Source organism: Dyella flagellata, assembly GCF_030160275.1.
In the GTDB taxonomy this organism is placed as follows: domain Bacteria; phylum Pseudomonadota; class Gammaproteobacteria; order Xanthomonadales; family Rhodanobacteraceae; genus Dyella_B; species Dyella_B flagellata.
In genome coordinates this window covers 39745-66701 of record NZ_BSOA01000034.1, presented here as the reverse complement: position 1 = coordinate 66701, position 26957 = coordinate 39745, and the positions used below count along the sequence as shown (strand labels likewise).

26 protein-coding genes and 1 riboswitch are annotated in these 26957 nt (G+C 62.7%); of the genes, 14 read left to right on the top strand and 12 right to left on the bottom strand.

Going from position 1 to position 26957, the window contains the following annotated elements; genetic code table 11:
• The first annotated feature begins 127 nt into the window (after positions 1-127).
• On the top strand, positions 128-631 hold the full coding sequence (locus QQJ96_RS14660; protein WP_284332763.1) for a hypothetical protein: 504 nt from the start codon (positions 128-130) through the stop codon (positions 629-631).
• A gap of 209 nt (positions 632-840) precedes the next feature.
• Here QQJ96_RS14660 and QQJ96_RS14655 read toward each other — a convergent pair whose 3' ends face one another.
• Positions 841-2322, bottom strand: a complete 1482-nt coding sequence (locus QQJ96_RS14655) for an ABC transporter permease/substrate-binding protein (RefSeq protein WP_284332762.1) — start codon at positions 2320-2322, stop codon at positions 841-843.
• Positions 2319-3089: an ATP-binding cassette domain-containing protein gene (locus QQJ96_RS14650; RefSeq protein ID WP_284332761.1), complete on the bottom strand. Its 771-nt coding sequence runs from the start codon at positions 3087-3089 to the stop codon at positions 2319-2321. The genes QQJ96_RS14655 and QQJ96_RS14650 overlap by 4 nt, the downstream gene beginning before the upstream one ends.
• Positions 3090-3161: 72 nt before the next feature.
• On the opposite strand from QQJ96_RS14650, the gene yccS reads away from it, so the two are divergent.
• The 11 genes from yccS to QQJ96_RS14595 all read left to right on the top strand — a co-directional run bounded on the left by yccS (position 3162) and on the right by QQJ96_RS14595 (position 13318).
• Positions 3162-5345: a YccS family putative transporter gene (gene yccS / locus QQJ96_RS14645; RefSeq protein ID WP_284332760.1), complete on the top strand. Its 2184-nt coding sequence runs from the start codon at positions 3162-3164 to the stop codon at positions 5343-5345.
• 136 nt (positions 5346-5481) lie between these two features.
• A riboswitch (molybdenum cofactor riboswitch) is annotated at positions 5482-5624 on the top strand.
• The gene (gene moaA / locus QQJ96_RS14640; RefSeq protein ID WP_284332759.1) at positions 5620-6603 is read left to right on the top strand and encodes a GTP 3',8-cyclase MoaA; all 984 of its coding nucleotides are present in this window, start codon (positions 5620-5622) and stop codon (positions 6601-6603) included. Its footprint overlaps the riboswitch before it by 5 nt.
• A 3-nt stretch (positions 6604-6606) precedes the next feature.
• A complete protein-coding gene (gene moaCB / locus QQJ96_RS14635; RefSeq protein ID WP_284332758.1) occupies positions 6607-7611 on the top strand; it encodes a bifunctional molybdenum cofactor biosynthesis protein MoaC/MoaB in 1005 nt (334 codons plus the stop codon).
• A complete protein-coding gene (locus QQJ96_RS14630) occupies positions 7608-8855 on the top strand; it encodes a molybdopterin molybdotransferase MoeA (RefSeq protein ID WP_284332757.1) in 1248 nt (415 codons plus the stop codon). Before moaCB ends, QQJ96_RS14630 begins: the two co-directional genes overlap by 4 nt.
• Entirely contained in the window at positions 8852-9112 is a 261-nt protein-coding gene (locus tag QQJ96_RS14625; protein ID WP_284332756.1) for a MoaD/ThiS family protein, read from the top strand. Before QQJ96_RS14630 ends, QQJ96_RS14625 begins: the two co-directional genes overlap by 4 nt.
• A 16-nt stretch (positions 9113-9128) precedes the next feature.
• Positions 9129-9641: a molybdenum cofactor biosynthesis protein MoaE gene (locus tag QQJ96_RS14620; RefSeq protein ID WP_284332755.1), complete on the top strand. Its 513-nt coding sequence runs from the start codon at positions 9129-9131 to the stop codon at positions 9639-9641.
• Positions 9604-10194: a molybdenum cofactor guanylyltransferase gene (gene mobA, locus QQJ96_RS14615; RefSeq protein ID WP_284332754.1), complete on the top strand. Its 591-nt coding sequence runs from the start codon at positions 9604-9606 to the stop codon at positions 10192-10194. The genes QQJ96_RS14620 and mobA overlap by 38 nt, the downstream gene beginning before the upstream one ends.
• Positions 10191-10547 (top strand): hypothetical protein, encoded by a 357-nt coding sequence (locus QQJ96_RS14610; RefSeq protein WP_284332753.1) that lies wholly within the window; start codon positions 10191-10193, stop codon positions 10545-10547. The genes mobA and QQJ96_RS14610 overlap by 4 nt, the downstream gene beginning before the upstream one ends.
• Positions 10544-11473 (top strand): extracellular solute-binding protein, encoded by a 930-nt coding sequence (locus tag QQJ96_RS14605; RefSeq protein ID WP_284332752.1) that lies wholly within the window; start codon positions 10544-10546, stop codon positions 11471-11473. The genes QQJ96_RS14610 and QQJ96_RS14605 overlap by 4 nt, the downstream gene beginning before the upstream one ends.
• An 88-nt stretch (positions 11474-11561) precedes the next feature.
• Positions 11562-12335 carry an ABC transporter permease subunit gene (locus tag QQJ96_RS14600; RefSeq protein WP_284332751.1) on the top strand — a complete coding sequence of 258 codons (774 nt, stop codon included), beginning with the start codon at positions 11562-11564 and terminating at the stop codon, positions 12333-12335.
• Positions 12335-13318: an ABC transporter ATP-binding protein gene (locus QQJ96_RS14595; protein WP_284332750.1), complete on the top strand. Its 984-nt coding sequence runs from the start codon at positions 12335-12337 to the stop codon at positions 13316-13318. The genes QQJ96_RS14600 and QQJ96_RS14595 overlap by 1 nt, the downstream gene beginning before the upstream one ends.
• A gap of 224 nt (positions 13319-13542) precedes the next feature.
• Here the strand turns inward: QQJ96_RS14595 and QQJ96_RS14590 are convergent, their stop codons facing one another.
• The 10 genes from QQJ96_RS14590 to bamE all read right to left on the bottom strand — a co-directional run bounded on the left by QQJ96_RS14590 (position 13543) and on the right by bamE (position 23632).
• Positions 13543-13776: a formate dehydrogenase subunit delta gene (locus QQJ96_RS14590; protein WP_284332749.1), complete on the bottom strand. Its 234-nt coding sequence runs from the start codon at positions 13774-13776 to the stop codon at positions 13543-13545.
• Entirely contained in the window at positions 13773-14624 is an 852-nt protein-coding gene (gene fdhD / locus QQJ96_RS14585) for a formate dehydrogenase accessory sulfurtransferase FdhD (RefSeq protein WP_284332748.1), read from the bottom strand. The genes QQJ96_RS14590 and fdhD overlap by 4 nt, the downstream gene beginning before the upstream one ends.
• On the bottom strand, positions 14605-17484 hold the full coding sequence (gene fdhF / locus QQJ96_RS14580; protein ID WP_284332747.1) for a formate dehydrogenase subunit alpha: 2880 nt from the start codon (positions 17482-17484) through the stop codon (positions 14605-14607). The genes fdhD and fdhF overlap by 20 nt, the downstream gene beginning before the upstream one ends.
• A gap of 61 nt (positions 17485-17545) precedes the next feature.
• Positions 17546-19105, bottom strand: a complete 1560-nt coding sequence (locus QQJ96_RS14575; RefSeq protein WP_284332746.1) for a formate dehydrogenase beta subunit — start codon at positions 19103-19105, stop codon at positions 17546-17548.
• Positions 19102-19602, bottom strand: coding sequence for a formate dehydrogenase subunit gamma (locus QQJ96_RS14570; RefSeq protein ID WP_284332745.1), 501 nt, complete (start codon positions 19600-19602; stop codon positions 19102-19104). Before QQJ96_RS14570 ends, QQJ96_RS14575 begins: the two co-directional genes overlap by 4 nt.
• A gap of 11 nt (positions 19603-19613) precedes the next feature.
• Complete coding sequence (locus QQJ96_RS14565) at positions 19614-21257, bottom strand: OFA family MFS transporter (protein ID WP_284332744.1); 1644 nt, start codon at positions 21255-21257, stop codon at positions 19614-19616.
• A 178-nt stretch (positions 21258-21435) separates the two neighbouring features.
• Positions 21436-21792: a hypothetical protein gene (locus tag QQJ96_RS14560; RefSeq protein WP_284332743.1), complete on the bottom strand. Its 357-nt coding sequence runs from the start codon at positions 21790-21792 to the stop codon at positions 21436-21438.
• A gap of 105 nt (positions 21793-21897) precedes the next feature.
• Entirely contained in the window at positions 21898-22245 is a 348-nt protein-coding gene (locus QQJ96_RS14555) for a hypothetical protein (RefSeq protein ID WP_284332742.1), read from the bottom strand.
• The gene (gene phbB / locus QQJ96_RS14550) at positions 22242-22991 is read right to left on the bottom strand and encodes an acetoacetyl-CoA reductase (RefSeq protein ID WP_284332741.1); all 750 of its coding nucleotides are present in this window, start codon (positions 22989-22991) and stop codon (positions 22242-22244) included. Before phbB ends, QQJ96_RS14555 begins: the two co-directional genes overlap by 4 nt.
• Before the next feature lie 323 nt (positions 22992-23314).
• Positions 23315-23632, bottom strand: a complete 318-nt coding sequence (gene bamE, locus QQJ96_RS14545; RefSeq protein WP_284332740.1) for an outer membrane protein assembly factor BamE domain-containing protein — start codon at positions 23630-23632, stop codon at positions 23315-23317.
• A 142-nt stretch (positions 23633-23774) separates the two neighbouring features.
• Between bamE and QQJ96_RS14540 the strand changes: the two genes are divergently transcribed.
• Together QQJ96_RS14540 and QQJ96_RS14535 are read left to right on the top strand one after the other, a co-directional pair.
• A complete protein-coding gene (locus tag QQJ96_RS14540) occupies positions 23775-25154 on the top strand; it encodes a TolC family protein (protein ID WP_284332739.1) in 1380 nt (459 codons plus the stop codon).
• Complete coding sequence (locus QQJ96_RS14535; protein WP_284332738.1) at positions 25151-26950, top strand: GAF domain-containing protein; 1800 nt, start codon at positions 25151-25153, stop codon at positions 26948-26950. Before QQJ96_RS14540 ends, QQJ96_RS14535 begins: the two co-directional genes overlap by 4 nt.
• Positions 26951-26957: the final 7 nt, after the last annotated feature.

Sequence of the window (26957 nt, the reverse complement as noted above, 5' to 3'; positions counted from 1 at the left end):
TATCCAGTTGTCGAACGTGCACATGCCTTTACATGACACAGCATGCTTTATTCGCTGCGCTCACGTGCGAGTTATGTTTGAAGTTCTACAGTTTCCACGCAATAGCGATCAGAAGCGGAGCACGGTCATGGCCGAACTTGTCGTCGCCTGTTTTGATACGCAATTCGAAGCCAGTGCAGCTGCCGAAAAGTTATTGTCGCGGGGTCTGCCGCGTGAACAAATTGTTCTGAGCTGCGATGAAAGCGTCGGAAATTCACCCTCCAGTTCCAGTGCGCCGACCACGGTGATTTCTGAGGTCAGCCACACCGGCCGCATCGATACGACGACCGGGCGTGAAAGGCCCAAGCGCGCCACTTTTTCCGACCGTACGCCCATGCAGCTGCCCGACCCCAGCCTGATCGGGCACTCCACCCTGGTGATCGAATTGCACGGCGAAATGTCGATGGATGACGCATGCGCCTTGCTGGAGAGCGCTGGTGCGAGTTCCGTGCGTTCGCCGGAGCAGAAGAAGCATCGTGGCGAGAATCCGCAGATGTGGCCAGCTGTGGGCCGCGCTTCGCAGGAAGACGTGCAGCGCAGCGTGGACGCAGCCAAAGGCGGGGCGAAGCTGAGTACGCACCGCTCCCGTTGATAGGCAGGCTAGGGATCTCTGATCTATTCCGCGTGCCCAGCATGACGTCCAGAAGGCCCGCAGCGACGTAAGCGTGTAGGCTGGGATGACAATCCCAGCATCGGGATTCCGTGTGGAAAGCTGGGATTGGCATCCCAACCTACTCGCTGCGAGGCGCGCATACAGTGCGGTGATGGGTACGTGGAATAGATCAGAGCATCCCTGGTGCTCTACTGCCTTGCCTCAAGCCGCATACCGCGCGGAGTAAGCCAACGCTCCACGCCCTCGAACAAACCCTGCACCACCAGCGCCATGCACGCGGCGGGAATGGCACCTTCCAGGATCAGGCCCGTGTCGTCCAGCCGGATGCCGGTAACGATAGGTTGTCCGTATCCTCCCGCACCGATGAGCGCACCCAGCGTCGCGGTGCCGACATTGATCACCGCAGCGGTCTTGATCCCTGCCAGGATCGCACGCATGGCCATCGGCAGCTCCACCCGACGCAGCCGCACGCCACGCGGCAAACCCAGTGCGGCAGCGGATTCGCGCAGATCCGGTGGAATGCCGGTAAGCCCTGCATAGGTATTGCGCACAATCGGCAACAGGCTGTACAGAAACAACGCGGCAATGGCCGGCCAGGTACCGATGCCGAACAAGGGAATCATGAACACGAACATGGCCAGCGACGGGATGGTCTGCAGCACGCCGCTGAGCGCCATGACTACGTGCCCGAGCCGTTTTGCGCGCGCCGCGAATACGCCCAGCGGTATCGCGATCAGCACGGCGGCGGTGAGTGAGATCAGCACCAGGCGTAGATGCTCAACCGTTCGCAGCCACAAACGCATCCACATCCCGCTGCCGTCGCCATCCGGTTGCACGCCAAGAAAGCCCGCAGCCACTACCGTTTCCTTTTCGCCATGCAGCTTCACCATTGCGTTCATCTGCCGCATGGCGTCTGCGTCGATGCGGCCACTGAGTTTTTGCAAGCTTTCGACGAAGGCCGGCGACCGCTGCTCCAGGTCGAGTCGGTACACATAGACGGCTTCATAGTGCGGAAAATAGTGCCGGTCGTCGTCCAGCGTACGCAGGTGGTAGTACGGAATCTCCGCATCAGTGCTGTAGAGATCGATCGCATCCACCGCATCGCTGGCTAACGCGCGATAGGAAAGCACGTGGTCCAGGCCGCGCACTTGCGCCTGCGGCAAGCCGTAACGCTGGCGCAAACCCGGCCAGCCGTCGCTGCGCGCCATGAATTCATTGGAAAAGCCGAAACGCAGCTCCGGGTGCGCCGCCAGGTCGGACAGGCGCTGGATGCCCAGCCGCGCCGCACGGTCGGCGCGCATGCCAATGGCATAGGTGTCATCAAAACCGAGCGAGTCGGTGATGCCGATCCCAAGCGGCTTGAGCGCGGCGCGCAGCGTTGGGATGTCCGCATCCGGCGGAACATTTTTCAGCAGCTCGTGCGTAAGCGTCCCGGTGTATTCGGGATAAGCGTCGATATCGCCGTGCTGCAATGCGCTCCACAGAATGGCAGTGCCACCCAGCTCGCGTTGATGCACGGCTTGAACACCGGCTTGCCTCGACGCCAGACGCGCCACTTCGCCGAGAATCACCGATTCGGTGAACTGCTTGGAGCCGATCCGCACGGGAGCCGCATGCGTCAAACCGGAGAGCAGCAGCATGGCCGTCATCGCAAGCCATGCGTGCTTCATGCCGAAACACCCCGCAAGGTGCGCTGCGCTTCCACGAAGCGGGTCACGAACGGATCCGCCGGACGCTTGCACAGATCATCCAGTCGTCCATCCTGCACGACCTTGCCGTTGCGCATCAGCACCAGGCGGTCAGCGAACCAAGCCGCCTCCGCCATGTCGTGCGTCACCACGATGACGGTCTTGCCGAGCCGATCGAAGATCGCTCTCAATTCGTCCTGCAATTCATGCCTCACGATCGGGTCGAGTGCGCCCAGCGGTTCGTCCAGCAGCAAAGCGTCGGGGTCGAGCATCAATCCACGCATCAGGGCCACGCGCTGCCGCTGCCCGCCTGACAGTTCGGCGGGATAGCGCTCCAGCGCACCCGACGGCAAATGTGTCAATGCCGCCAGTTCCTCGGCGCGCTGGCGGATACGCTCCCGGCTCCAGCCCAGGTGATGGGGCAACAGCGCCAGGTTGCCGAGCACGGTGAGATGCGGAAACAGCCCGCCCTCCTGGATTACATAGCCCACACGCCGACGCAGCGCCAACACTTGCGCCTGCTCCAGCAGGGCGCCATCCACCCGGATTTCGCCGCGATCGGGCCACTCCAGTCCCAGCAACACGCGCAGCAAGGTCGATTTGCCCGAACCGCTGCTGCCGATCAAAGCGGTATTGCTGCCGGCGGGAAAGCGCAGACTGACCTCGTCCAGCGCGACGATGTTGCCATAGCGCTTGCTGACGCCTCGTAGTTCGAACGCTTCGGAGGAGGCGCTGCTGATGGATGGCATGCGGGGTCGCAGGTGGCGGCGGAAGCTTGAATCTAGCGTATGCCCACCTCACCGGGAAAGGTAGAATGCTGCATGGCAGCATGTATCCTTGTCGCCATGCCTTCCCACCCCGCCCTGCTCCACTACTGGCGCCGCCTGCGTGGCTCGGACCGTTTCGCCGAGTGCCAGCGCGTGCTGCTCGCACTGGGCGGGGTGATTGGGTATTGCCTGTGGCGCAACCATGCGTCCGCCATGAACTCGGCCATGCTCGGAGTGATCGCCTGCGCACTGGCTGAAACCGAAGACCACTGGCGCAGCCGTTGCGTCACCTTGCTGACCACCCTGTTCTGCTTTGGAGGCACGGCCTTTGCGGTGGAGGGGCTGCTGCCCTACCCGTTGCCGTTCGCCTTGGCGTTGGCCGCGATGAGCTTCGTACTGGTGATGCTCGGCGCGATCAGCGCGCGCTACGCCACCATCGCCGGCGGCACGCTGATCCTGGCCGTCTACACGATGATCGGCGCCGACCATCCGCATCCGTCCACGGGCTTTTTTACCGAGCCCTTGCAACTGCTGGCCGGCGCCGCCTGGTACGGTTTGCTGTCGCTGCTGTGGAGCGTGCTCTCGCCCCAACTCGCCGTAAGGCACACGCTCGCCCGCGTATTCGATGCGCTCGGTGACCACCTGGAAACCAAAGCCGCGCTGCTCACGCCGGTGCAGGGCATCGACCGCGATGGGCTGCTGCTTACCCTGGCGATGCAGAACGAACAGCTGGTGGAAGCACTCAACGACACCCGTCTCGTGCTGATCGACCGCATCGGCATGCGCCGTCCGCGCGGCGCCACGGCGGCACGCCTGCAGTTGTACTTCAAGGCGCAGGACATGCATGAGCGAGTCAGCTCAGCTCATTACCCCTACGCCGCATTGGCTGAGGCGTTCTACCACAGTGATGTGCTGTTCCGCTGCGAACACGTCCTGCGCCTGCAGGCGCACCAATGCCGAGGACAGGCCGAAGCATTGCGTCTACGCACTCCGCTCCAGCCTGCCGCCGGCCTGCGCGCCGCGCAAAGTGATTTGCGCAGCGCGATCCAGGCTCTTCGCGACGCTCCGCAGCCGCCGTCCGAGCAACTGTTGCGCTCCGTGGACGCACTGCAGCGTAACCTTTTAGCCATCCAGACCCTACTGGAAAACGAGCACAAGCCCATGACTCTCGACGGTGAAGAGGGCGTGCTGCAGAACCCGGGACCGCAAACCTTGGGCGAAGCATGGGAGCGCATCACCATCCAGCTCACCCCGCTCTCATCGCGCTTCCGTCATGCGGTCCGGCTGTCGCTGGCACTGACGGCCGGGTTCGTCGTGTTGCGCCTGGCGCATCCCCTGCACGGCTATTGGATTCTGCTGACCACGCTGCTGATCTGCCAGCCGAGCTATGGAGCCACGCTTGCACGCATGCTGCAACGAGTGTCCGGCACGCTGATCGGCGTGGCGATCGGCTGGGCCACACTGCGTTTGCTGCCTGCGCCCCCCTGGCAATGGTTGCTGGTCGTGCTGTCCGGCGTGCTGTTTTTTGCTGCGCGGCTGCGGCGCTACACCACCGCCACCGCCTCGATCACCCTTTTCGTGGTGCTGTGCTTCAACCAGACCGGCAACGGCTACGAAGTGATGTGGCCGCGCCTGCTCGACACGCTGATCGGCGCCGCCATTGCGGCATTGTCGATCTATCTCGTGCTGCCGGACTGGCAAGGCCGCCAGCTCGACCAGGTGCTGTCCAACACCCTGCGCAACGACGCCCGCTATCTGCAACAGATCATCGCGCAGTACGTGCACGGCAAGCGCGATGACCTGCCCTACCGCATCGCACGGCGCGAAGCCCACAATGCCGATGCCGCCCTCAGCGGCATGCTTGCCAACATGCTGCGAGAGCCGGGTCGCCAGCAACGAGGCAACGAAGACCTGCTGCGCTTCCTCACCATCGCCCATACGATGCTGGGGCATATTTCCGCGCTGGGCGCACATCGCCAGGCGATCGGCTGCGCCCAGGACCGCGATACCGTGACCCTTGCCGGCAATCTCGTAGTCACCCAGCTGGAGCAGCTTGCCGATGCGCTACTGACCAACGCGCCGCCCTTGCCGCCGGAGCACGAGACAAAGCAAAGCACGATGCCGCATCCGGAAGGGGGCAATGACGAGATTGCACGGCTGGTGCTAAGTCAATTGGCGTTGATCCTGGCGCAGCGGGATCGGCTGGCGAGTGTGGCGGGGGATATCCGCCATGGATGAACGGGGCGCTGAAAGGGGCATCCGGCCCGCGCAGCCCCGAGCCACCGTCCAAGCTGCACAAATCCTCACCCCACCCCAGACAAAACCGTAATAGACGTATCCCCCCAACCAGTGGATAGTTACACTTACCTCTGAGCACCACCTACAACTCCGAGGCGCCCGGCCTGCGGTTCCTTTACCGGAACATGGCCTGGCGTCCGTGATCCCCCCAAGGGAGCACCAGGGTGAGCGTGGAAACGCGTTCGCCTCCCGGCTTGGAAAGGAGCAAAGATTCATGTCCCCGCTGGCTGACCGTTACGGCCGTCGGTTTCCGTATTTGCGGTTATCGGTCACACCCGCGTGCAATTTCCGTTGCACGTATTGCCTGCCGCACGGCTACCACGCCGATGCGAATACAGCCGCGCCGCTGTCCTTGCCGGAAATCACGCGTCTGCTACGGGGCTTCACCGAGCTGGGCATGCACAAGTTGCGCCTCACCGGCGGCGAGCCGAGCGTGCGCAAGGATCTGGTGGACATTCTGCGCACCGCCGCCGCGGTACCGGGGATCACCAAGCTGGCGATGACCACTAACGGCACCTTGCTCAGCCAGCGCCTGCACGAGTGGACGGATGCCGGCCTCAACGCCATCAACGTCAGCGTGGATAGCCTGGACCGCGCGCTGTTTGCACGCATTACCGGACACGACCGGCTGGACGACATCCTGCACGGCGTGGATAAGGCGCTGGAGGCCGGGTTGCCTGCGGTAAAGCTCAATGCGGTACTGATGCGCGACGTCAACGACAAAGCACTGCCGTCCTGGCTGGAGTACCTGCGCGACCGGCGCGTTGGCTTGCGCTTTATCGAGTTGATGCAGACCGGCGACAACCTGCCGTTCTTCCGCGAACGCCATGTACGCGCGGAGAGCCTGGAACAGGAACTGCTCACGCTCGGCTGGCAGGCGCTGCCTCGCGCCGCCGACGCCGGCCCCGCGCGCGAATATCGCCATCCGGACTATGCCGGGCGCATCGGCATCATCGCGCCCTATTCCAAGGACTTCTGCGCCGGCTGCAATCGCCTGCGCGTTACCGCCACTGGCGACTTGCGCCTGTGTCTGTTCGGCGAATTCGGCATCCCGTTGCGCCCGCTGCTGCAGTCGGACGAACAACTGGAAGACTTGGTACGCGCCATCGGCGGCCAGATCGGCCGCAAGGAGCAAGGCCACTTCCTGCACGAAGGCCGCACCGGCATCACTCCCCATCTTGCATCCACCGGAGGCTGATTCATGCATGAGCGCGAGGAACGCGGCGCCCATTTCCAGATGGCTGACGTGCGCCGCAAGCGCAGCACCGCGCGCCGCGCGGTAGCCGTCGGTGAATTGAGTGCGGGCGCGGCGGCCTTCGCGCAAATCGTCGAGCGCCGCCTGCCCAAGGGCGATGCGCTGGTGATGGCGGAAATCGCCGGCCTGCAGGGCGCGAAAAATGCCTCGCAACTGATGCCCTTGTGCCATCCGCTGCCACTGGAATACATCGACGTACGCTGCGAACCGGTAAGCGAGCGTCACGCCATTCGCGTGTATTGCGAAGTGGCCACCTACGCGCGTACCGGCGTGGAGATGGAAGCCCTGGCCGGCGCCAGCGCCGCGCTACTTACGCTCTACGATCTGACCAAACCCGTGGAACCGGCTCTTTCCATCGGCAGCGTTCGCCTGCTGTTCAAGGAAGGTGGCAAGAAAGGCCTGTGGCTGCATCCGGAAGGCATGAGCGATGCGGAACGGATGCACTACAAGCCGCGCGGCGTGGCACAGCTCGACGGCGTAAATGCCGCGGTGATCACGCTGAGCGATCGCGCCAGCCGCGGCGAATACGCCGATGCTTCCGGCCCTGTGCTGGTGGAACGGCTGCGCGAACTGGGCACCGAGGTGGGTGACGTCGAACTCCATCCGGACGAACCCGAAGTGCTGGCCGCACGCCTGCGCGAATTATCGGGCAGCGGTGTGAAGCTGATTCTCTGCACCGGTGGCACCGGCCTTGGGCCGCGCGACCGCACTCCCGAAGCATTGGCCATGGTCGCCGATCGCCACGTCGACGGCATCGGCGAACTGATCCGCAGCGAAAGCAGCCAGCATACGCCCATGGCGTGGCTGAGCCGCGCGCAGGCGGTGCTGATCGGCAACACGCTGGTGATCGCCCTGCCCGGCAGCGCCAAGGCCGTAGCCCAGGGCATGGATATCCTGGCGCCGATCCTCGCGCATGCCGTGAGCATGGCTGCCGGTGGAGGGCATGCATGAGCCAGGACGCGCTCGCCTATGAGGAAGCCTTGCGCATCGTGCTCGGCGCCAGCGCCAAGCCGGATGCGGAAGATTGCCCGGTCAGCGCATGCCTGGGGCGCGTGCTCGTCGCGCCTGTGACCAGCGCCGTCGACCTGCCGCCCTTCGACAATTCCGCCATGGATGGTTTTGCCTTGCGCGGCGATTCGGTCGTGCCGGCCGGCACCGAGTTGCTCGTCGAAGGCGAGCAGGCCGCCGGCGACGGCATGGCACAGGCTGGCAACGGCGCATGGGAAATCATGACCGGCGCGCGCATTCCCGACGGCCTCGACCGCGTGATTGCGGTCGAACAGACCGAACGCCTGGCAGCATCGCGTGTCCGCTTGCTGGCGGAGGTAAGCCCTGGCCAGAACGTGCGCACCGCTGGCTCGGATGTGGCGCGCGGCCAAAACGTGCTGGATGCGGGCACCGTGCTCGAACCCCGGCATGTGATGCTGCTGGCAGCGCTGGGCGTCGCGAAGGTCTCGGTGGCCGCAAGGCCGCGAGTAGCGGTGATCAGCACGGGTCGCGAGCTGGTCGATGATCCCGAGCGGGCGTTGGAGCCGGGGCAAATCCGTAATTCCAATGGCCCCTACCTGGCCGCAGGTCTGCCGCTGGCAGGTGCCGAAGTGGTGCACGTGGAAACTGTCGGTGACAACGCCGATGCTTTCGGGTCGGCCATGCGCCGCGCCATGCAGGCCGGCGCAAACATTGTCGTGACCAGCGGCGCCGTCTCCATGGGGCGCTACGACTTCGTGCCGCAAGCCTTGGAATCGCTGGGCGCGCAAACCCTGTTCCACCGGGTAGCGATACGGCCCGGCAAACCACTGCTGTTCGGACGCTTGCCGGGCGGCGTGCTGCTGTTCGGCTTGCCGGGCAATCCGATCGCCGTCGCCGTGGGCCTGCGTTTCTTCGTGGAACCGGCACTGCGCGTCATGTTGGGCTTGGCACAGGAAAAGCCGCGGCGCGTGCCGCTGAGCAAGCCCTACAGCAAGAAGCCCCGCCTGCGCTTTCATCTCAAGAGCCGCCTCAATATGGATGGGCAAGGCCGGCTGGCGGTAGAAGTGCTTGAAGGCCAGGAGTCTTACCGCATCCGCCCGCTGGCCGATGCCAACGCGTGGGCGGTCGTGCCAGCCGATGTCGATGACCTTCCCGCCGGTGCGCTGGTCGAGGTCTACGGCAGCGGCCACCTGGAATTTTCCTTGCCTAGCGAGAGCGGCTTATGAAGGTTCGCATTCGCTTGTTCGGCGCTTTGCGCGATGCCGACGCCAACGGCTACATCGAACTGCAAGTACCCGAACATTGCACCATTGCCGAGTTGCGCGAATTGCTGCGCGATCATTTGCGCACCCATGCGCCGCATATCAGCGCTGGACTGGTGCAGCGCTCGGCCTTTGCAAGCGACGACGAAATCCTGCACAACCATCGTACGCTGCCGGAAAATGGACAGCTTGCGATCCTGCCGCCGGTAAGCGGCGGCTGAGACCCAAGTGATTGCCATGAGCGATATTTACACTGCTGTCGTCGATATCCGCGAAACGCAACTGGATCCCGTCGCGGCGCTCGACTTCGTATCCGATCCGCGTTTCGGCGGCATCGACATGTTTATCGGCAAGGTCCGCGAGCACAATCTCGGCCGCCTCGTCACCGGCATCAGCTACGACTTGTTTGAACCCTTGGCACTGCGTACCTTCGAAGCAATCGGCGAGCGCGCGCGCAGGGAAATCGGCGCACCCATGAAACTGTACATCGCGCACGCCAAAGGCGATCTGAGCCTGGGCGAAATAGCCGTCATTGTCGCTGTCGGCACACCCCACCGCGACGAAGCCTTCCGCGCCTGCCGCTTGGCGATCGAAGCCGTCAAACACGAAGCGCCGATCTGGAAACAGGAGCACTACGTGGATGGCGACAGTGCATGGAGCGAAGGCTGCTCCCTGTGCGAGGAGCACCGCGAAGCCGAACGTGCGGCGCCTCATGGCACAAAAGCGCATGCCCACGGGCACGAGCACTGATCCCGCACCCTTGATCGGCGTGGTGCTGGCCGGCGGCCTTTCCACGCGCATGGGGCGAGACAAGGCATTGCTGCGCTGGCAAGGGAAGCCCCTGCTCGAGCATCAGATGGCCGTGCTGGAAGCCGCCGGCGTGCGCGAAGTGAAAATAAGCGGCGATCGCCCCGACTACCACGGCGTAGTCGATGCCGTACCGCAAGCAGGCCCGGTCGGCGGCATCGCCGGCGTCGCTGCCGCTTGCGTCGATGGTGAGCTGTTGATCGTCCCGGTGGACATGCCTCGATTGCAGCCTGCGCTGCTGCGCCGCCTGGGCGAGGCCCAATCCACTGCCGGCTGCGTACGCTTTGCCGGCCACGTACTGCCGATGCGCCTGCGCCTGGACGTTTGTTGCCGCGATCTGCTCAACGCGCTGCTGGCATCCAGCGACAAACATGCCCGTTCACTGCGATCCTTGCAGGAACACGTCGGCATCCATGAGATCGACCTGTCTGCCGAAGAGGCCACGCAGTTGATCGACTGCAATACGGAACAAACCTGGCGGGAGGTGAACGCATGAGAGTGCAACTGGAAGGCCAGAGCCTCAGGCTACGCATCGACGAAGACGAGCTGGCACGGTTGCTGGATGGTGGCTCGGCCGACAATCGCACCAGCCTGCCCGATGGGCATGTGGAAATTCAGCAAGTGAGCTTGTCCTCACGCATCGACTGGCGACGAGAGAGCACGGTATGGCATATCAGCTTGCCGGAAGCGGATGTTCGCGCGCTCAGCGAACGGCTTCCGACGCGCGACGGTTTGCAATTCTCGCTTTCCACGCCGAGCGGCGAAACCTTGCAGATCGTGTTTGATGTGGATGTACGCGATAGTGCACGCAAACGCTTGCACAAGCCCTCGGCCGGAGATGCTGCATGAATGCCTTACGCTGCTACTTGGACGTAAAATTCCGTCATTTGATGGTTTTCCTGTTGTGCAGCCTGATCTGTGCAAGCGTTTTGGCGCAAACCTCACCTGTCGTCCGCATCGCCTATGCCGGCTCCATGGGCGTGGTGATGGACAATGCCGCCGGCCCGGCCTTCGCCAAAGCCCACCACGCTACGTACCAGGGCATCGGCCAAGGTTCCTATGCCCTGGCGCGCCTGCTCGCCGCGCACCAGCTGCAAGCGGACGTATTCGTCACTATCACGCCAGGCCCCATGCAGGTGCTCAAGCAGGCGGGTTTGGTCGCCAGCGCCGTTCCTGTCGCCAGCACGCAGATGGTCGTGATCTATAGCCCGCACAGCCGATTTGTCGCCGACTTTGCCGCCGCTTCGCGGGGCGAAAAGAAATGGTATGAGGTGCTGAGCGAGCCAGGCCTACATTTGGGCCGTACCGACCCGGTCATCGATCCTCAAGGCGCGAACGCACTACTGAGCTTGCGACTTGCCGCGGATTACTACCACCAGCCCGATCTGCTGAAGAACGTTGTCGGCACGCTGCAGAATCCCTCGCAGATCTTTACCGAGCCTTCGCTGATGTCGAGGCTGGAAGCCGGTCAGATCGATGCGGCCATCGGCTATCTCAGCGCCGCGCAATCGCATCATCTGCCCACCATCGCCTTGCCGGATGAAATCAATCTCGGCAATCCAGACCTGCAGAAGTCCTGGTACGAGCACGCTTCCATCACGCTGGACAACGGCAAGAGCCTGCATGTGCAGCCGCTGGTTTTCTATGCCGCGGTGCTGGCCGACGCGCAACAGCCGCAGTTGGGGCGTGACTTTGTGAGCTTTTTACAAAGCGCACAGGGGCAAACGTTGTTTCGCGAGCACGGGTACAGCGCACCGCGTGGGAATGGCCTGTAGTGGCTTACGTAGGCTGGGATGACAATCCCAGCGTATCTTGCGGTTCTTGATGCTGGGATTGTCATCCCAACCTACGATGGCAGTGGACATGAACCTCGTCGCTTTGAAGCCCCGACTTCCAGCAGTCATCAGCGTACTGACGCTGCTGCTGGTCTGTGCCCCCTTTATCGGCCTCGCCGTCGCTACCTCATGGCACAACTTCGGCTTCGCCAATGGCGATGGCAGTGCTATCGCCGTATCGCTCTGCTACAGCACGCTGGCCCTGATCCTGATCATCGCCCTGGGTACGCCGCTCGCCTGGTGGCTGGCGCGCCACCGTATCCGCGGCGCTTGGCTGATCGATGCGCTGCTACTGCTGGCGCTGCTCACGCCCCCACTGGCACTGGGCCTGCTGCTTGCTTCCTTGTATGGCCCCTATGGTCCGGCCGGCGGCCTGCTGGAACGCGCGGGCCTGGTGCTCACCAATTCGGGCCCGGCCTTCGTGATGGCACAGTTCTACAGTGCCCTGCCTTATTACGTGATCGCCGCCCGCGCCGCTTTCGAAGGCGTGCCGCGCGAGCTTGAGCAAATCGCGCTTACGCTGGGCCATTCGCCTTGGCGCAGCTTCGTGCATGTCAGTCTTCCACTGGCCCGGCTCGGGCTGGCCGCGGCGATCGCGCTTGCGTGGGTGCGCGCGCTGGGTGAATTCGGTGCGGTGCTGATCGTGGCCTATTACCCGCAAGGCATTCCGGTGAAGCTGTGGGTGAATCTTGAGAACATCGGCCTGAGCGCGGTCTATCCGCTGCTATGGGTGTTCTTCCTGGTGGCCATGCCGTTGCCGCTGATACTCGGCCTGGCCGCTCGCCGCAGGCACCTGATCTGATGCGCATCGACTACCGGATCGATCGCCCGGTCAGCCTGCATGCCGCCTTCGAGGTCGAGGGTTTCACCGTGCTACTCGGCGCAAGCGGTGAAGGCAAATCGCTACTGCTGCAAGCGATCGCAGGACTGACACCCGCACTAGGCGAGCCGTTCGGCGGCATGCCACCACAACACCGGGCAGTCGGTTATCTACCGCAAGGCTACGCCCTGTTTCCGCACCTCAATGCCTGGCAGAACGTGGCGTTCGCATTACACGGCCCGCAGCGACGCACGCAGGCCATGCAGTTGCTGGAACGCGTGCATATGGCGGAATTTGCCGATCGCTATCCGGCCACATTATCCGGCGGACAGCAGCAGCGCGTTGCGCTGGCTCGCGCGTTGGCGCGCAGGCCGCAATTGCTGCTACTGGATGAACCAACGTCGGCGCTTGATCCGGTCACGCGCGATGACGTCGTGGCGGAATTGATCGGCGAGGTGCACGAATTCGGGATACCCACGCTGGCGGTGAGTCACGACCCGCATCTGGCTGCCGTGGCGGATCGGCTAGTCTTGATGCATGAGCGACGCATCATCCAGATTGGAGCGCCAGGCGCTGTTTATGCAACGCCGGTCAATGGCGCCGCCGCTCGATTGCTGGGCCATCGGAATGTGCACCGCGGGCGTATCGAAGGCGCACGGCGGTTGGTGTGGCAAGGCAGCGCCATCGTCTTGCCGATCGACGCTGGCGATGAAGTGAGTGGCGATGTCGATTGGAGCATCGATCCGGCAGCGATCCGCCTGGTGAACGCACGCGACGCCTTGCCGGATGCCATCCCGGCTTCGATGGAAGTGCGGCAGGTCATCGGGCACAGCGTGCAACTGGGCGTACGCTGTGGCCAAGGACGCTTGTGGGTGTCGATGCCCGCCGACCAGGCCATACCCGAATCGATGGCAGTGCAATTGCCAGTTGAGGCAATTCGATGGTGGAAGCGAGAATCGGCATAGATGCCGGTTACTACTCCCTCCCCTGCGTGGCACCTGATTAACGCTATGTTTCAGCTATGCGACATGCAGCTCCCTCCCCTGCTTGCAGGGGAGGGTTGGGGTGGGGTTGCACGAGCTTGCCGCACTGTTGAAGTTCACCGCGAGGCTGCTTCACCCCACCCCAACCCTCCCCTACTACACGTAGGGGAGGGAGCACTGCGCGGCATGCGATAAACATGCGCGCATCAAGCGCGCAACTTGGTGTCGATCTCGGCCAGCCTTTCGACTCCATTCTTCGCCAGTGGCTCCAATCCTGCCCCCCCGGCCGCCAGATGCGCCACGATCTGCTTGCGCATCCCCGGTTCCCAGAACCGCTTCAGGTGATCGGCAATGCCTGCCGCACCCGCCTGCGAATCCGGTTCGGAAGCAAAGTAACGGCTGATGTCATTGACCATTGCAACCAGACGTTCGATGTTCATGGCGCAGCCTCTGCAGCGTGCAGCAATCGCTGCGGATGAGTGTAGACGACATAGCTGCCCGGCCGGGCAAAGCCGACCAAGGTCATCTCAGTACCTTCGGCCAGGTGGATGGCCAGCGCGGTGGGCGCGGAAATCGCGGCCATCAGGCTGATGCCGGCACTGGCGGCCTTGGTCACCATTTCATAGCTGGCACGGCTGGTCACCAGCAGAAAGCCCTGCTGCGGGTCGATGCCTGCCTTTACCATCGCGCCGATCAATTTATCCAGCGCGTTGTGGCGGCCGACGTCTTCGCGCACCATCACGATCCCGCCGTCGACTTCAACCCAAGCCGCGGCATGCACGGAGCCGGTAGTGCTGTTCACCGGCTGCATGGCGCGCAATGCTTCAAGCGCACGCTCCAACGCAGCGGCTTGAACGCGCGGCCCATTGCCTACGGGCGCAGGATGACGCACCGCATCTTCAAGCATGCGCGCGCCGCAAAGGCCACAGCCACTGCGCCCAGGCAACAGCCGCTCACCATGGCTACCGCTGCGTTGCGCGATCACGTCCGATGCCACCTCCATCGCCAATTCGATGCCTTCCAGGCGATAACGCAGCTGGATGGATTGCAGCTCTTCAGGCTTCGCCACCAGGCCTTCGCTAAGCGAGAAACCCAAGGCAAAATCCTCCAGATCCAGCGGCGTTACCATCATCACGGCAAATGGCATTTCGTTGTACAGCATCGCCACCGGCACTTCCTCGGTAACGGCGTCGCTTACTTGCTCATGCCTGCCCTGGTGATAACGGTCCACCTGGCGAATCGCGTAGCCGCGGTCGGCGTGCTCCGGATCAGGGTGTTTCGGCTGCATCCAGCAAGGCCTGCTGCATTTGAGAAAATTCCTGGTAGCGCTTCTGCCATTCAGAAGGCTGATTGACGCGCGTCACCTGCACAGCCGTCACCTTGTATTCGGGACAATTGGTGGCCCAATCGGAGTTCTCGGTGGTGATCACATTGGCGCCGGAGCCAGGAAAATGGAACGTGGTGTAAACCACTCCCGGCTGCATGCGCTCGGAAATGCGAGCGCGCAGCACGGTCTGGCCCGCGCGGCTTTCGATACCAACCCAATCCCCCTCGCCGATACCCCGCTCCTCTGCATCGTGCGGATGGATTTCCAGCCGGTCTTCTTCGTGCCATGCCACATTCGGCGTGCGACGCGTCTGCGCACCCACGTTGTACTGACTGAGGATGCGGCCAGTAGTGAGGATCAGGGGATAGGCCGCATTGACTTTCTCCGACGTGGGCACGTATTCGGTGAGCATGAAACGGCCCTTGCCGCGCACGAATTGATCCACGTGCATCACCGGCGTTCCTTCGGGATGTTCTTCGTTGCACGGCCATTGGATCGAACCTAGGCGGTCGATCTTCTCGAAACTCACGCCATGGAAAGTCGGCGTCAGGCGAGCGATCTCGTCCATGATCTCGGCTGGATGCCGATAGTTCATGGAGTAGCCCATGGCATTGGCCAGCAGCTGGGTGACTTCCCAATCGGCATAGCCGTTCTTGGGCCGCATCACCTTGCGCACGCGAGAGATGCGACGCTCGGCGTTGATGAAGGTGCCGTCTTTTTCCAGGAACGAACTGCCGGGCAGGAATACATGCGCGAACTTGGCCGTTTCGTTGAGGAACAGGTCCTGCACCACCACGCATTCCATCGCTTCCAGCGCCGCGGTGACATGCTGGGTGTTCGGGTCGGACTGGGCGATGTCCTCGCCCTCGATGTACAAGCCCTTGAACTGGCCGTCGATGGCCGCCTCGAACATGTTCGGAATGCGCAGGCCCGGCTCATCGTGCAGATGTACGCCCCAAGCTTGCTCGAACGAAGCGCGCACCGCGGCATCGCCCACATGGCGATAGCCGGGGAACTCGTGCGGAAACGAACCCATGTCGCACGAACCCTGCACGTTGTTCTGCCCGCGCAGCGGATTCACGCCCACGCCTGCGCGACCGATGTTGCCAGTAGCCATGGCGAGGTTGGCGATCCCCATCACCGCGGTGGAGCCTTGCGAGTGCTCGGTGACTCCCAGACCGTAGTAGATGGCTGCATTGCCGCCGGTTGCGTACAGGCGAGCCGCGCTGCGGACCATGCCGGCGGGCACGCCGATTTCCGCCTCCATCGCTTCGGGGCTGTGCTTTTCCTGCGCCGCGAAAGCGCGCCACTTCTCGAACGCCGGCTGCTCGCAACGAGCGGCCACGAAGCCTTCGTCCACCAGGCCCTCGGTGACGATCACATGCGCCAGCGCGTTGAGCATGGCCACATTGGTGCCCGGACGAAGCTTTAGGTGATAGTCCGCTTTGATATGCGGCGTGCGCACCAGGTCGATGCGGCGTGGATCGATCACGATCAGCCTGGCGCCAGCACGCAGGCGTTGCTTCATCTGCGACCCGAATACCGGGTGGGCGTCGGTGGGATTGGCGCCTATCACCAGTACGACATCGGTGCATTCGACGGAATCGAAATCCTGCGTGCCGGCCGATTCACCCATGGTGGCCTTCAAGCCGTAGCCGGTAGGCGAGTGGCAAACGCGTGCGCAGGTATCCACGTTGTTGTTGCCGAAGCCGGCGCGCACCAGCTTCTGCACCAGGTAGGTTTCCTCGTTGGTGCAGCGGGATGAGGTAATGCCGCCGATGGAAAATTTCCCGTATTTGGCCTGTAGCCGCTTGAACTCGCTGGCGACATGCTCAATCGCCACGTCCCAGCTTACGATGCGCCAAGGATCGGTGATCTTCTGGCGAATCATCGGTGTATTAATGCGGTCCGGATGCGTGGCATAGCCGAAGGCGAAACGCCCTTTCACGCAGGAATGGCCGTGATTGGCGTGGCCGTCCTTGTTCGGCACCATGCGCACGATTTCCTCGCCCTGCATTTCGGCGCGGAAGCTGCAGCCCACGCCGCAATAGGCGCAGGTGGTGGTCACGCTATGCTCGGCCTGGCCCAGTTCGATCAGCGACTTCTCCGATAGCGTCGCAGTGGGACAGGCCTGCACGCAGGCGCCGCAAGAAACGCATTCGGAGTCGAGGAAGGAGTTGTCCTGGCTGGCCGAGACCTTGGAGTCGAAACCGCGGCCCTGGATGGTTAGCGCGAAGGTGCCCTGCACTTCATCGCAGGCGCGCACGCAGCGCGAGCAGACGATGCACTTGGAGGGGTCGAAGGTGAAGTAAGGATTGGATTCATCCTTGCTCGCGAAACGCGGATTACTGGCCCCCTCTTTGGTGTTGGCAAAGACATGGTTCGCGCCGTCATAACCGTAGCGTACTTCGCGCAAGCCCACTACGCCGGCCATGTCCTGCAGTTCGCAATGACCGTTCGCCGGACAAGTCAGGCAGTCCAACGGGTGATCGGAGATGTACAGCTCCATCACGCCGCGACGGATCTCCGCCAGCCTCGACGTTTGGGTGCTGACCTTCATCCCATCCGCGACCGGCGTGGTACACGAAGCGGGATACCCCTTGCGCCCCTCGATCTCGACCAGGCACAGGCGGCAGGAGCCGAACGCATCCAGCATGTCAGTGGCGCACAGCTTGGGGATGTTGATGCCGGCTTGCGACGCGGCGCGCATCACGGACGTGCCTTCCGGCACGCGGATGCTGCAACCATCGATTTCCAGCGTGACCTGCTTGTCCGACAGGACCGCGGGCGTACCGCGATCGATTTCGACGATGGACAGCATGATGAAACTACCTCCTTAGACCTTCATCCGCCCTCCCCCGCTTGCAAGGGAGGGACATACCTCATGGCGCAGTCCGTTGCCTTGCGCCTTCAAAATCCTCATGGAAGTGATCCAGCGCGCTCAACACCGGAAACGGCGCCATGCCGCCAAGCGCACATAGCGAACCGTCCACCATCGTCCGGCATAGATCGCGCAACAACACCTCGTTGCGAGCCTTCTCTGCTCTATCGCCGGCGACGATGCGATCGATCACTTCCACCCCGCGGGTAGATCCGATACGGCAGGGCGTGCACTTGCCACACGACTCGATTGCGCAGAATTCCATCGCAAAACGTGCCTGTGCCGCCATATCGACCGTATCGTCGAACACCACCACCCCGCCATGCCCCAGCATGCCGCCGATGGCCGCGAAGGCTTCGTAGTCGACAGGTGTATCGAGCTTCGATGCGGGAATGTAGGCACCCAGCGGACCGCCTACCTGCACCGCTCGCACCGGCCGCCCGCTGGCGGTACCGCCGCCGTATTCCTCGATCAGCTCGCGCAGCGTAAGGCCGAACGCCCGCTCCACCAAACCCGGCCGCTTCACATTGCCGGCCAATTGCAGCGGTAGCGTGCCGCGCGATTTGCCCAGCCCAAAGTCGCGGTAGAACGCCGCGCCACGATCCAGGATGATCGGCACCGTCGCCAGGGAAATCACGTTGTTGATCACCGTGGGTTTGCCGAACAGGCCCTGTATGGCTGGCAGCGGCGGCTTGAAGCGCACCTGTCCGCGCTTGCCTTCCAGGCTTTCCAGCAGCGAGGTCTCCTCGCCACAGATATAGGCGCCGGCCGCCATGCGCACTTCCAGATGGAAAACCTTGCCGCTGCCACAAATATCGTCGCCGAGGTAGCCACGCGCCTTGGCCGCTTCGATCGCTGCTTCCAGCGCACGTTGCGCATGCGGATATTCGATGCGCAGATAGATGTAGCCGTGCGTTGCGCCCACCGCCAGGCCGGCAATGGTCATGCCCTCGATCAGCACGAAGGGATCGCCTTCCATGATCATGCGGTCGGAGAAAGTGCCCGAATCGCCTTCGTCGGCATTGCAGACGATGTACTTCCGCTCGGCCGCGGCATCCAGGCAGGTCTTCCACTTGATGCCGGTGGGGAATGCCGCACCGCCGCGGCCGCGCAAGCCCGAATCGATCACCGCCTGCACGATCGCCGCCGGCTCCATCTCCAGCGCGGCGGTAAGTCCGCGATAGCCATCGTGCGCCAGATAATCGTCCAGGCTGCGCGGATCGACGAGCCCCATGCGCGCGAAAGTGAGGCGTTGCTGGCTTTTCAGCCATGCAATCTCTTCGGTGGGACCCAGCTTGAGCACATCATCGCCACCATGCAGGAAATCGGCGTCGAACAAGCCCAGCACGTCGGTGGGCTGCACCGGGCCATAGGCCATACGCCCTGCCGGCGTTTCCACTTCGACCAGGGGTTCCAGCCAATACAGGCCACGCGAACCGTTGCGCACGATGTTCACGTCGAGATGGCGCGACGACGCTTCGGCCTGAATGGCCTTGGCCACGGCATCCGCTCCCAACGACAAGGCGCTGGCATCGCGCGGCACGTAAACGGTGATGCTCATGGTATCTCCGACAGCAGCCACGCATCGAAGCCTTCCGGCGTCACGCGACCCTTCAACTCATCATCCACCAGCATCGCCGGCGAACACGCGCAATTGCCGAGGCAGTAGACCGGCTCCAGCGTCCACCTGCCGTCCGCGCTGGTCTGGTGGAAATCCACACCCAAGCGTTGCTTGATGTGCTGCTCCAGTTTCGCCGCGCCCATCGATTGGCAGGATTCGGCCCGACACAGATAGATAGTGCGCTTGCCGGCCGGCTGCATGCGAAAGTAGTGATAGAACGTCACCACACCATGCACATCGGCTCGCGACAGATTCATCTCGCGTGCGATCAACGCAATGGCTTCCTCGGGCACATAACCCAAGGCAGCCTGCACGCCATGCAGCACCGGCAGCAAGGCACCGGGCTGATCCTTCAGGCGGCCGGTCACGTCGAGCACGGCGCAGCGGATCTTATCGTCGATCGGCGGCAGGGGTGCGACGCTTTTTGCGGGTTTCATCTTGCTATTCCTCAAAACAATGCAGCAGCTTTACTCAGCGCAATCCACACGCCGATCAGAAACGGGATGCCGACCAGGGCCCAGGCGATCACGCCCACGATGCCGAAGCTGCCGCGCGCCGCCTGATCGGCATTGGCCACGACCTGAGGCGCCTCGTGCTGCAGTGAACGCTCATGCGCGAGTTCCTCGTCACTCATATGGTGCTCTTCCTTGACCGGCCTGACCAGTAAATTGGCGATAAGGCCGATCAGCAGCAGGCCAGCCAGGATGTACAACGTGCGGTCATACACCAGGTTCTTGGCGACGCCGGCGTTCAACTGCGCCTCGCGCACCGCCGCGATCAGGAACGGTCCCGCCACGCCCGCCACCGACCATGCCGTGAGCAGGCGCCCGTGAATGGCGCCGACCATTTGCGTACCGAAGATGTCCGCCAGATAAGCCGGCACGGTGGAGAAGCCACCGCCATACATCGATAGGATCACGCATAGAGTTAGGACGAACAGGCCAGCCAATCCAAGGTGGCCCAGCGTAGGTAGCAGGCAATACAGCACGATGCCAAGCACGAAGAACACCGCATAGGTGTTCTTGCGCCCCAGGAAGTCCGAAGTGGATGCCCAAAAGATGCGGCCAAGGCTGTTGAACAGACTGATCAAGCCCACCAGTCCGGCCGCCGCCGCGGCGATCGCCGCCTTTTGCCCGGCGCTAAGCGAGGCGGTTGCATCGGCACCCAGTAGGCGCCCGCCAAACACCTCCTGGAACATCGGGCTGGCCATGGCCAGCACGCCGATGCCGGCTGTCACATTCATGCACAGCACGATCCAGATCATCCAGAACTGCGGCGTTTTCCAGGCGCGGTTCAAATGCACATGCTTGCTGGTGATCAGGCTGTTGAGGGCGGTCGGCCCGGTCCAGCCCGACGGCTTCCAATTGCTGGGTGGAACCCGAAAGCCAAAGGCTCCGGCCGACATCGCGACGATGTAGAGAACACCCATCGCCATCAAGGTGCTCGCCACACCTGGCACCTCTGCTTGCGTGAAGCGCCGCATCAAGTCCACCGCGATCGGCGCGCCGATCATCGCACCGCCACCGAAGCCCATGATCGCGAAACCGGTCGCCAGGCCGCGGCGATCCGGAAACCACTTGATCAAGGCCGATACTGGTGCGATGTAGCCTATTCCCAGTCCCACACCGCCGAGCACCCCGCAACCCAGAAACACCAGCCACAACTGATGCATCGACACACCGATGCCGCCAAGCACCAGCCCGCCGCCCCAGCACAGCGCGGCAAAGAAACCCGCCTTGCGCGGACCGGCATGCTCCAGCCACCCACCCCAGATCGCAGCGGAAATGCCGAGCATGGCGATAAAGGTTTCGAAAATATGTGTGACGGCAGGCACCGTCCAATTGCACGATCCGGTAACCAGCTGCGCAAAGAAACCGACGTTCCCGCAACTTGCCGCGCCCGGCAACAGCTTGCTCATCGGCAGCCAGAACACCGAAAAGCCGTAAGCCATGCCTATGCACAAATGGATGGCCAAGGCCGCTGGCGGCACCAGCCAGCGATTGAAACGAGGCCCTGCGATGGTGCGCTCCCTTGCCAACCAACCCGACGTCGTTCCCCTCGACGTCGCTACAGCATCAGGCACCACCGTCATGTTCGTCTCCCACCGTTGGTCGGTAACAAGACCGTCACTCAGCAACCGTTGCGACTCTAGCTCAAATACATCAGGAGAACGATTGCAAACGTGAAAAGCACAAAAGGTTGCTGCTTCGCAGCATGATTCCCGCATCGCCCGCACGACTTTTAGGCGCTTTGCCCATGCCTGCCCTTGCTCATGCACCGTGCAGATGCGCGGCAAAAAATTGCAGCACTTTCCTCTTGTAGGCATCACCCGCGTAGCGGCATAAATCCACATGCTCGGCGGCATGCAGGAACCTGGCGCGGCCGAGCATGCTCAAGCGGTTGGCTCGCACACCATGCAAGAGCAATACGGCGCCTCGACGCTCGATGCCCGGCACAAACCAGCCATGCATCGACTTGCCCGCCCCATCGGAAATCACCACGGACTGTGCGGACAAATCCGCAGGCGGCGCGCCCACATCATGCATGGCCGCAAGGAAATCATGCGCAACAGCGTGGCAATGCAATGGCCTGTCGCGGAACTCCAATAGCCATATCGAGGCCGGCATGAGGCGCTTGCATGCCCCAAAGTCTCCGGCTTGCGTAGGCTGGGATGCCAATCCCAGCATTAGACGGGACATCCGGATGCTGGGATTGCCATCCCAGCCTACGCGCTACGTATCCGGAGGAAGCATTGCTAGACCAGAATGCTCATCCCAGCTTTCGGCCAACGGTTTTGCCAAGTTGGCATCCCGATCCGTACGCCTGCGCTCAGGCGGCAGCTCACAAGGAAAAACCATGGCGCGCACGATCGCTTCGGACCAGGCGCCGCAAGCATTGAACGCGACATCGGTCCACCAAGCTAACGGCGGCGTTGCCAGCATCATCGCGGCAAAAGGGGTGTAAGGCGCAAGCAAGCCGAACCGTTCGAACGGTCCGCAGGGCGTGCGATCGTGAATCGACTTCCCCATGGCTATGCTCCAACGACTATGCGCATGGACAGCTTTAGCCAGCAGCTTCAATACATATGCTGTCCGCCGTTCATCGCCACGTTGCTGCCGGTCATGAAGCCGGCGGCGTCACTACAGATAAACCCGACCAGTGCGGCGATCTCCTCGGGCTGGCCCAGCCGCCCAATCGGTATCTGCGGAATGATCTTCGACTCCAGCACTTCTCTAGGTACCGACGACACCATCTGAGTGGCGGTATAGCCGGGCGACACGGTGTTGACCGTTACCCCGTAGCGGGCGACTTCCAGCGCCAAGGATTCGGTAAAGCCGTGCACGCCCGCCTTGGCCGCCGAGTAGTTGCATTGACCGAACTGCCCTTTGCTGCCGTTGACCGAGCTGATATTGACGATGCGTCCCCACTGTCGTTCCACCATGCCGTCGCAGAACTGCTTGGTGACGTTGAACATGGAATCCAGATCCGTATGCATCACCGCTTTCCAATCGTCGCGGCTCATTTTCTGAAAACGGGCGTCGCGGGTAATGCCTGCGTTATTGATCAATATGTCGACGTTGTGGCCGTCCGTGGCGACCGCCTCGCCCATCTGCAGGCACGACGTGTAATCGGCCACGTCCACCGGATAGGCCGTATAGCTGTAGCCCTTGTCTGCCTGCTGCTCCAACCAGGTACCGACACGATCATTGCCGGGGGAATGGGTTACCAGCACCGTATGGCCGGCATCATGGAGCACTTTGGCAATCGCCTCGCCAATTCCTCCCATGCCTCCGGTCACCAGCGCCACATGTTTAATGGTATCCATGCTTGGCCCCGATCTGGTTCTGAATGCTCAGAAAGTTACGGTGCAACATGATCTGCTCCGGCAGCGCGCCTAATGCGCAACGATGTCCCTTCGTTTCATGGCTGACGACTGACCAGTCGGCCGTGTTTACCCCGACTATTGTCGCGGCAGAAGCAGCGAATTTTATGTGAATGCAGGCAAGCGGATGATGCTTTCGTGTTACCGAAAAGTTACAAGAAATTTCAGCACTAGTTTTGTGCAAGCACTCGCCTGGCGAACCCAATCGGCAGGCTCGACCCTATCGGCCCCAAGTTCGGACAGCACTCGTTTTCGCTCAGGAGTGCTCAGCGTTCCGACGGTGGCACGATGACCACGTTATGCAAGCCTTCGCGCTGCGCGAGGCCTGGCCCGAATTCGACCACGTGACCGTCTTTGAGGATGACTGTGTAATCGGTATGCTCAAGCGAATGGCGCGTGCGCTTGCGCGCTAGATAGGTATAGACCTCGAAGTCGCCGACGACGCGCATGGCATCAGGTCGGCCGAGCACGCTCACCACTTTGCCGCGGTCGCTGCCGGGATCGAGACGGGTGATGCGCTGACCGGTGGTGTGGCAGCCGGCAACCGTGGCCGCCAGTACGGCCACTCCTATGATGCGTTTCATAACTCCCCCTGAGCCTGGAAACGTCCCACCTGAACGAGGGACGCCAGCGGGGCATCATAGCGCAAATTTCCGTAAAAAGAACCTTGGCAGCCCCCCGGAGCCATGTAGAATGGCGACGATTCAGGGGAAAGATCCACGTGTAATGAAGCCTTTTGCAAGGAATGCAGGCGCGCTCGCCCTCTGCATCGCCTCCCTCCTCGCTATGCCCGCTTATGCGACATCGTCGGTGACGTCGCTGGGCGAGTTGTTTGCGATCGCGCGCGAAAGCGAGCCCGGCTATCTCGCCGCCAAGGCCAATCTAACCGCTTCCAAGGCACGTGCTCGTCAAGCCTTCGGCGCCATGCTGCCGCAAGTCACTGCCAGCGCCACGGCCAACGGCAACCGGCGCCGCTATGAAACGCTCGGCTCCTCGCCCAACACGCTGCATGATCGCTATCACGCGGACACCGATCAAGTGAGCCTGACTCAGCCGTTGTGGCATGCCGCCAATAACGCGGCGTTGCGCGAAGCGCACGACGGCACCGCCCAGGCGGAATACCAGCTCAAGGACACCGAGCAGCAGCTCTATTTCAAGCTCGCTAGCGCATGGTTCGATCTGATGCAGGCGCGCGACGAGGTCAATTTCACTACCGCGCAGCGCGAAGCCTTGCGCGCGCAATGGGAAATCGCACGACGCGCAGCCACGCTGGGTGCGCAAGGCGAGCCGCAGGCGGAAGAAGCGCATGCGAAGTATGAAGAAGCGAGCGCCGATGAGGCTTCCGCCGAAATGGACGTCTCCTCCAAGCTGGCCGCGGTGGAGCAATGGGTCGGGCCGGCCGACGACCTGCAGCAACCGTATTTGAAGCAGGACGCGGAGCTGCCGGATCTGATCGGCGACGATCTGGATGCATGGCTGGAGCAAGTCGATACGCACTCCCCTGCCGTGCTTGCCGCCGCACGCGCGATCAGCGCTGCCGATGAGGAGGTCGCCAAGCAGCATGACGGCCATCAGCCTACGTTGGACCTGGTGGCAAGCTATGGCAAGAATGCGCAAGCGGTGGGCAACTTTCCCGGCCAGGCTGGTTACGACATTCGTACCTTGACGGTTGGGCTGCAAGTGAACGTACCGCTTTATTCTGGCGGTACCCAATCGGCCAAGGTGGCCGAAGCCCTGGCCATGCGCGACAAGGCTTACGACGACATGGTCGCGGCACGCCGGCAGGCGACACTGAGCATCAAGGATGCGTTTTACGGCTGGCGTGCCGGCGCCGCCAAGGCACGCGCCGCCCGCATCGCCATATCCGCGGCCGAAACCGGCGTTGCCGCCGCCACGCGCGGATCGACGAAGGGCCTGAAGACCGAAGCGGACGTATTGACCGCGCAGCAGCAATTGGCCGGTGCGCGCCGTGACATGCTCAAAGGCCGTTATCAGCAGCTGACGGCTTTCATCAAGCTGAAGGCCACCCTGGGCGAACTGAGCATCACCGACGTCGACGAACTGGACGGCTGTTTCACCTCCCAAAAGCAGGAGGCGTTGCGATGAGCGCCCTGCCCGCCGAAAACTTGGGTCCGTGGGAACGCTTCGTCACCGCGCGCACCTCGGCCGCCTTCTGTGATGCCTGGCTGGCGCTGCTGCGCGAGAAATTTCCCACCATCACGCAAGCGGCCATCCTGGTGGAGTCCAGCGACGGCAGGAACTTCGTGCCGATCGCCGTGTGGCCCGAAGCGAACACCGACATGGCACGCATGGGCGATGCCGTGCAACGCTCGCTTGGTGAGCGGCGCATCATCGTGCAGCCGAGCAAAGACCCGGCCGATCATCAACACATCGCCGCGCCGATCGCCGTGCACGAACGCATCACCGGTGCCGTGGTGGTTGAAACACGCCTGGCCGACGTTGCCCTGCCCGCGCTACTGCGAGAACTTCATTGGAGCAGCGCCTGGCTCACCAATCTGCTGGGCAAGCGCGAGTACGACGCCGCGGTGGAAGCCAGCACGCGTTCGCTTGGTATCCTGGAAGTCATCGCCACCGGCCTGCGGCACGCGCGCTTTCAGCAGGCCCTGTTCGATCTTTGCAACGAACTGCGCCGCCGCTTCGCTTGCACGCGCGTCGCAATCGGCCTGGTGCGCGAGGCAAAAGTGAGCCTGGCCGCCTTGTCCGAAGCGGCGACGTTCGAAAAATCCTCGCCATTGGTGCAAGCCTATGTAGCGGCAATGGGCGAAGCCTGCGACCTTGCGCAGCCGATCGAATCCCACGAAAGCTATCGCGCGCACACCGCTCTATTGCAGCGAACCGGCGCCAGTGTCGCACTCTCGCTACCGATCTCGCAGCAGGCGCAATGCCTGGCCGTGCTGACGCTGGAACGTGGCGACGACCAAGCCTTCAGCGAAGCGGAGCGCAAATGGCTGGAAACCTTCGTCGCGCTGTTCGCGCCGGTAGTCGCGCAACGGCGTGATGCGGAACGCAACTCGCTGCAACGCCTGCGCGACGAGGCCGGGAGCTTTTTGCAGGGCTTGGTCGGACCACGCCACCTGCTTTGGAAAGTCGGCACCGCTTTCGCGCTGATAGCCCTCGCTGTGCTGATTTTCCTGCCTGTCCCCTATCGTGTCAGCGCCAAAACGGTGACCGAAGGCGAAATCCAGCGGGTCGCCGCCGCTCCGTTCGAGGGCTTTCTCGCCGCCAGCTATGTTCGGGCCGGCGACATCGTCAGCAAAGGCCAGCTGTTGGCGCAGCTGGATGATCACGATCTGCAAGTGGAGCGCGCCAAATGGGCCAGCGATCGCGATCAATACGACAACAAATTGCGCGAAGCGATGGCACAACACGACCTCACGGCGATCCAGGTGGTGAGCGCGCAACGCGATGAGGCGCAAGCTCAGCTCGACCTGCTGGATGACAAGCTTGCGCGCACCAAAATCCGCGCCCCGTACGATGGCGTCGTGGTAAGCGGAGACCTCAGCCAGCAGATCGGTACGCCGCTGGAAGCAGGCAAGAAGCTGTTCGAGATTGCGCCCTTGCACAACTATCGCGTGATCTTGCAAATCGACGAGCGCGACATCAGCACCGTGCAAACCGGTCAGCAAGGCGAGCTGGTGATGAATGGACTCGCCGGCCAGCCCATGCCGTTCACCGTGGCGAAGATCATGCCAGTGGCCACCGCCCAGGACGGCAAGAATGTATATCGCGTGGAAGCGCAATTGCAGCGCGAGTCCTCGCTGCTCTTGCCGGGCATGGAAGGAGTGGGCAAGGTCAGCGTCGGGCGACGCAAACTGGGATGGGTGCTGCTGCACAGCCTGTTCGACTGGCTGCGCTTGAGCCTGTGGAATTGGGGGTTGTGAGGTGGCT

Coding starts and splice junctions, on each gene's coding strand:
- QQJ96_RS14605 (WP_284332752.1), top strand. CDS start 10,544: ATGAATGCCTTACGCTGCTACTTGGACGTAAAATTCCGTCATTTGATG.
- moaA (WP_284332759.1), top strand. CDS start 5,620: ATGTCCCCGCTGGCTGACCGTTACGGCCGTCGGTTTCCGTATTTGCGG.
- QQJ96_RS14570 (WP_284332745.1), bottom strand. CDS start 19,602: ATGAAACCCGCAAAAAGCGTCGCACCCCTGCCGCCGATCGACGATAAG.
- mobA (WP_284332754.1), top strand. CDS start 9,604: ATGGCACAAAAGCGCATGCCCACGGGCACGAGCACTGATCCCGCACCC.
- QQJ96_RS14590 (WP_284332749.1), bottom strand. CDS start 13,776: ATGAACATCGAACGTCTGGTTGCAATGGTCAATGACATCAGCCGTTAC.
- QQJ96_RS14575 (WP_284332746.1), bottom strand. CDS start 19,105: ATGAGCATCACCGTTTACGTGCCGCGCGATGCCAGCGCCTTGTCGTTG.
- phbB (WP_284332741.1), bottom strand. CDS start 22,991: ATGGATACCATTAAACATGTGGCGCTGGTGACCGGAGGCATGGGAGGA.
- QQJ96_RS14650 (WP_284332761.1), bottom strand. CDS start 3,089: ATGCCATCCATCAGCAGCGCCTCCTCCGAAGCGTTCGAACTACGAGGC.
- QQJ96_RS14610 (WP_284332753.1), top strand. CDS start 10,191: ATGAGAGTGCAACTGGAAGGCCAGAGCCTCAGGCTACGCATCGACGAA.
- fdhF (WP_284332747.1), bottom strand. CDS start 17,484: ATGCTGTCCATCGTCGAAATCGATCGCGGTACGCCCGCGGTCCTGTCG.
- moaCB (WP_284332758.1), top strand. CDS start 6,607: ATGCATGAGCGCGAGGAACGCGGCGCCCATTTCCAGATGGCTGACGTG.
- fdhD (WP_284332748.1), bottom strand. CDS start 14,624: ATGCAGCCGAAACACCCTGATCCGGAGCACGCCGACCGCGGCTACGCG.
- yccS (WP_284332760.1), top strand. CDS start 3,162: ATGGCAGCATGTATCCTTGTCGCCATGCCTTCCCACCCCGCCCTGCTC.
- QQJ96_RS14565 (WP_284332744.1), bottom strand. CDS start 21,257: ATGACGGTGGTGCCTGATGCTGTAGCGACGTCGAGGGGAACGACGTCG.
- QQJ96_RS14535 (WP_284332738.1), top strand. CDS start 25,151: ATGAGCGCCCTGCCCGCCGAAAACTTGGGTCCGTGGGAACGCTTCGTC.
- QQJ96_RS14600 (WP_284332751.1), top strand. CDS start 11,562: ATGAACCTCGTCGCTTTGAAGCCCCGACTTCCAGCAGTCATCAGCGTA.
- QQJ96_RS14595 (WP_284332750.1), top strand. CDS start 12,335: ATGCGCATCGACTACCGGATCGATCGCCCGGTCAGCCTGCATGCCGCC.
- bamE (WP_284332740.1), bottom strand. CDS start 23,632: ATGAAACGCATCATAGGAGTGGCCGTACTGGCGGCCACGGTTGCCGGC.
- QQJ96_RS14630 (WP_284332757.1), top strand. CDS start 7,608: ATGAGCCAGGACGCGCTCGCCTATGAGGAAGCCTTGCGCATCGTGCTC.
- QQJ96_RS14660 (WP_284332763.1), top strand. CDS start 128: ATGGCCGAACTTGTCGTCGCCTGTTTTGATACGCAATTCGAAGCCAGT.
- QQJ96_RS14620 (WP_284332755.1), top strand. CDS start 9,129: ATGAGCGATATTTACACTGCTGTCGTCGATATCCGCGAAACGCAACTG.
- QQJ96_RS14625 (WP_284332756.1), top strand. CDS start 8,852: ATGAAGGTTCGCATTCGCTTGTTCGGCGCTTTGCGCGATGCCGACGCC.
- QQJ96_RS14560 (WP_284332743.1), bottom strand. CDS start 21,792: ATGCCGGCCTCGATATGGCTATTGGAGTTCCGCGACAGGCCATTGCAT.
- QQJ96_RS14655 (WP_284332762.1), bottom strand. CDS start 2,322: ATGAAGCACGCATGGCTTGCGATGACGGCCATGCTGCTGCTCTCCGGT.
- QQJ96_RS14540 (WP_284332739.1), top strand. CDS start 23,775: ATGAAGCCTTTTGCAAGGAATGCAGGCGCGCTCGCCCTCTGCATCGCC.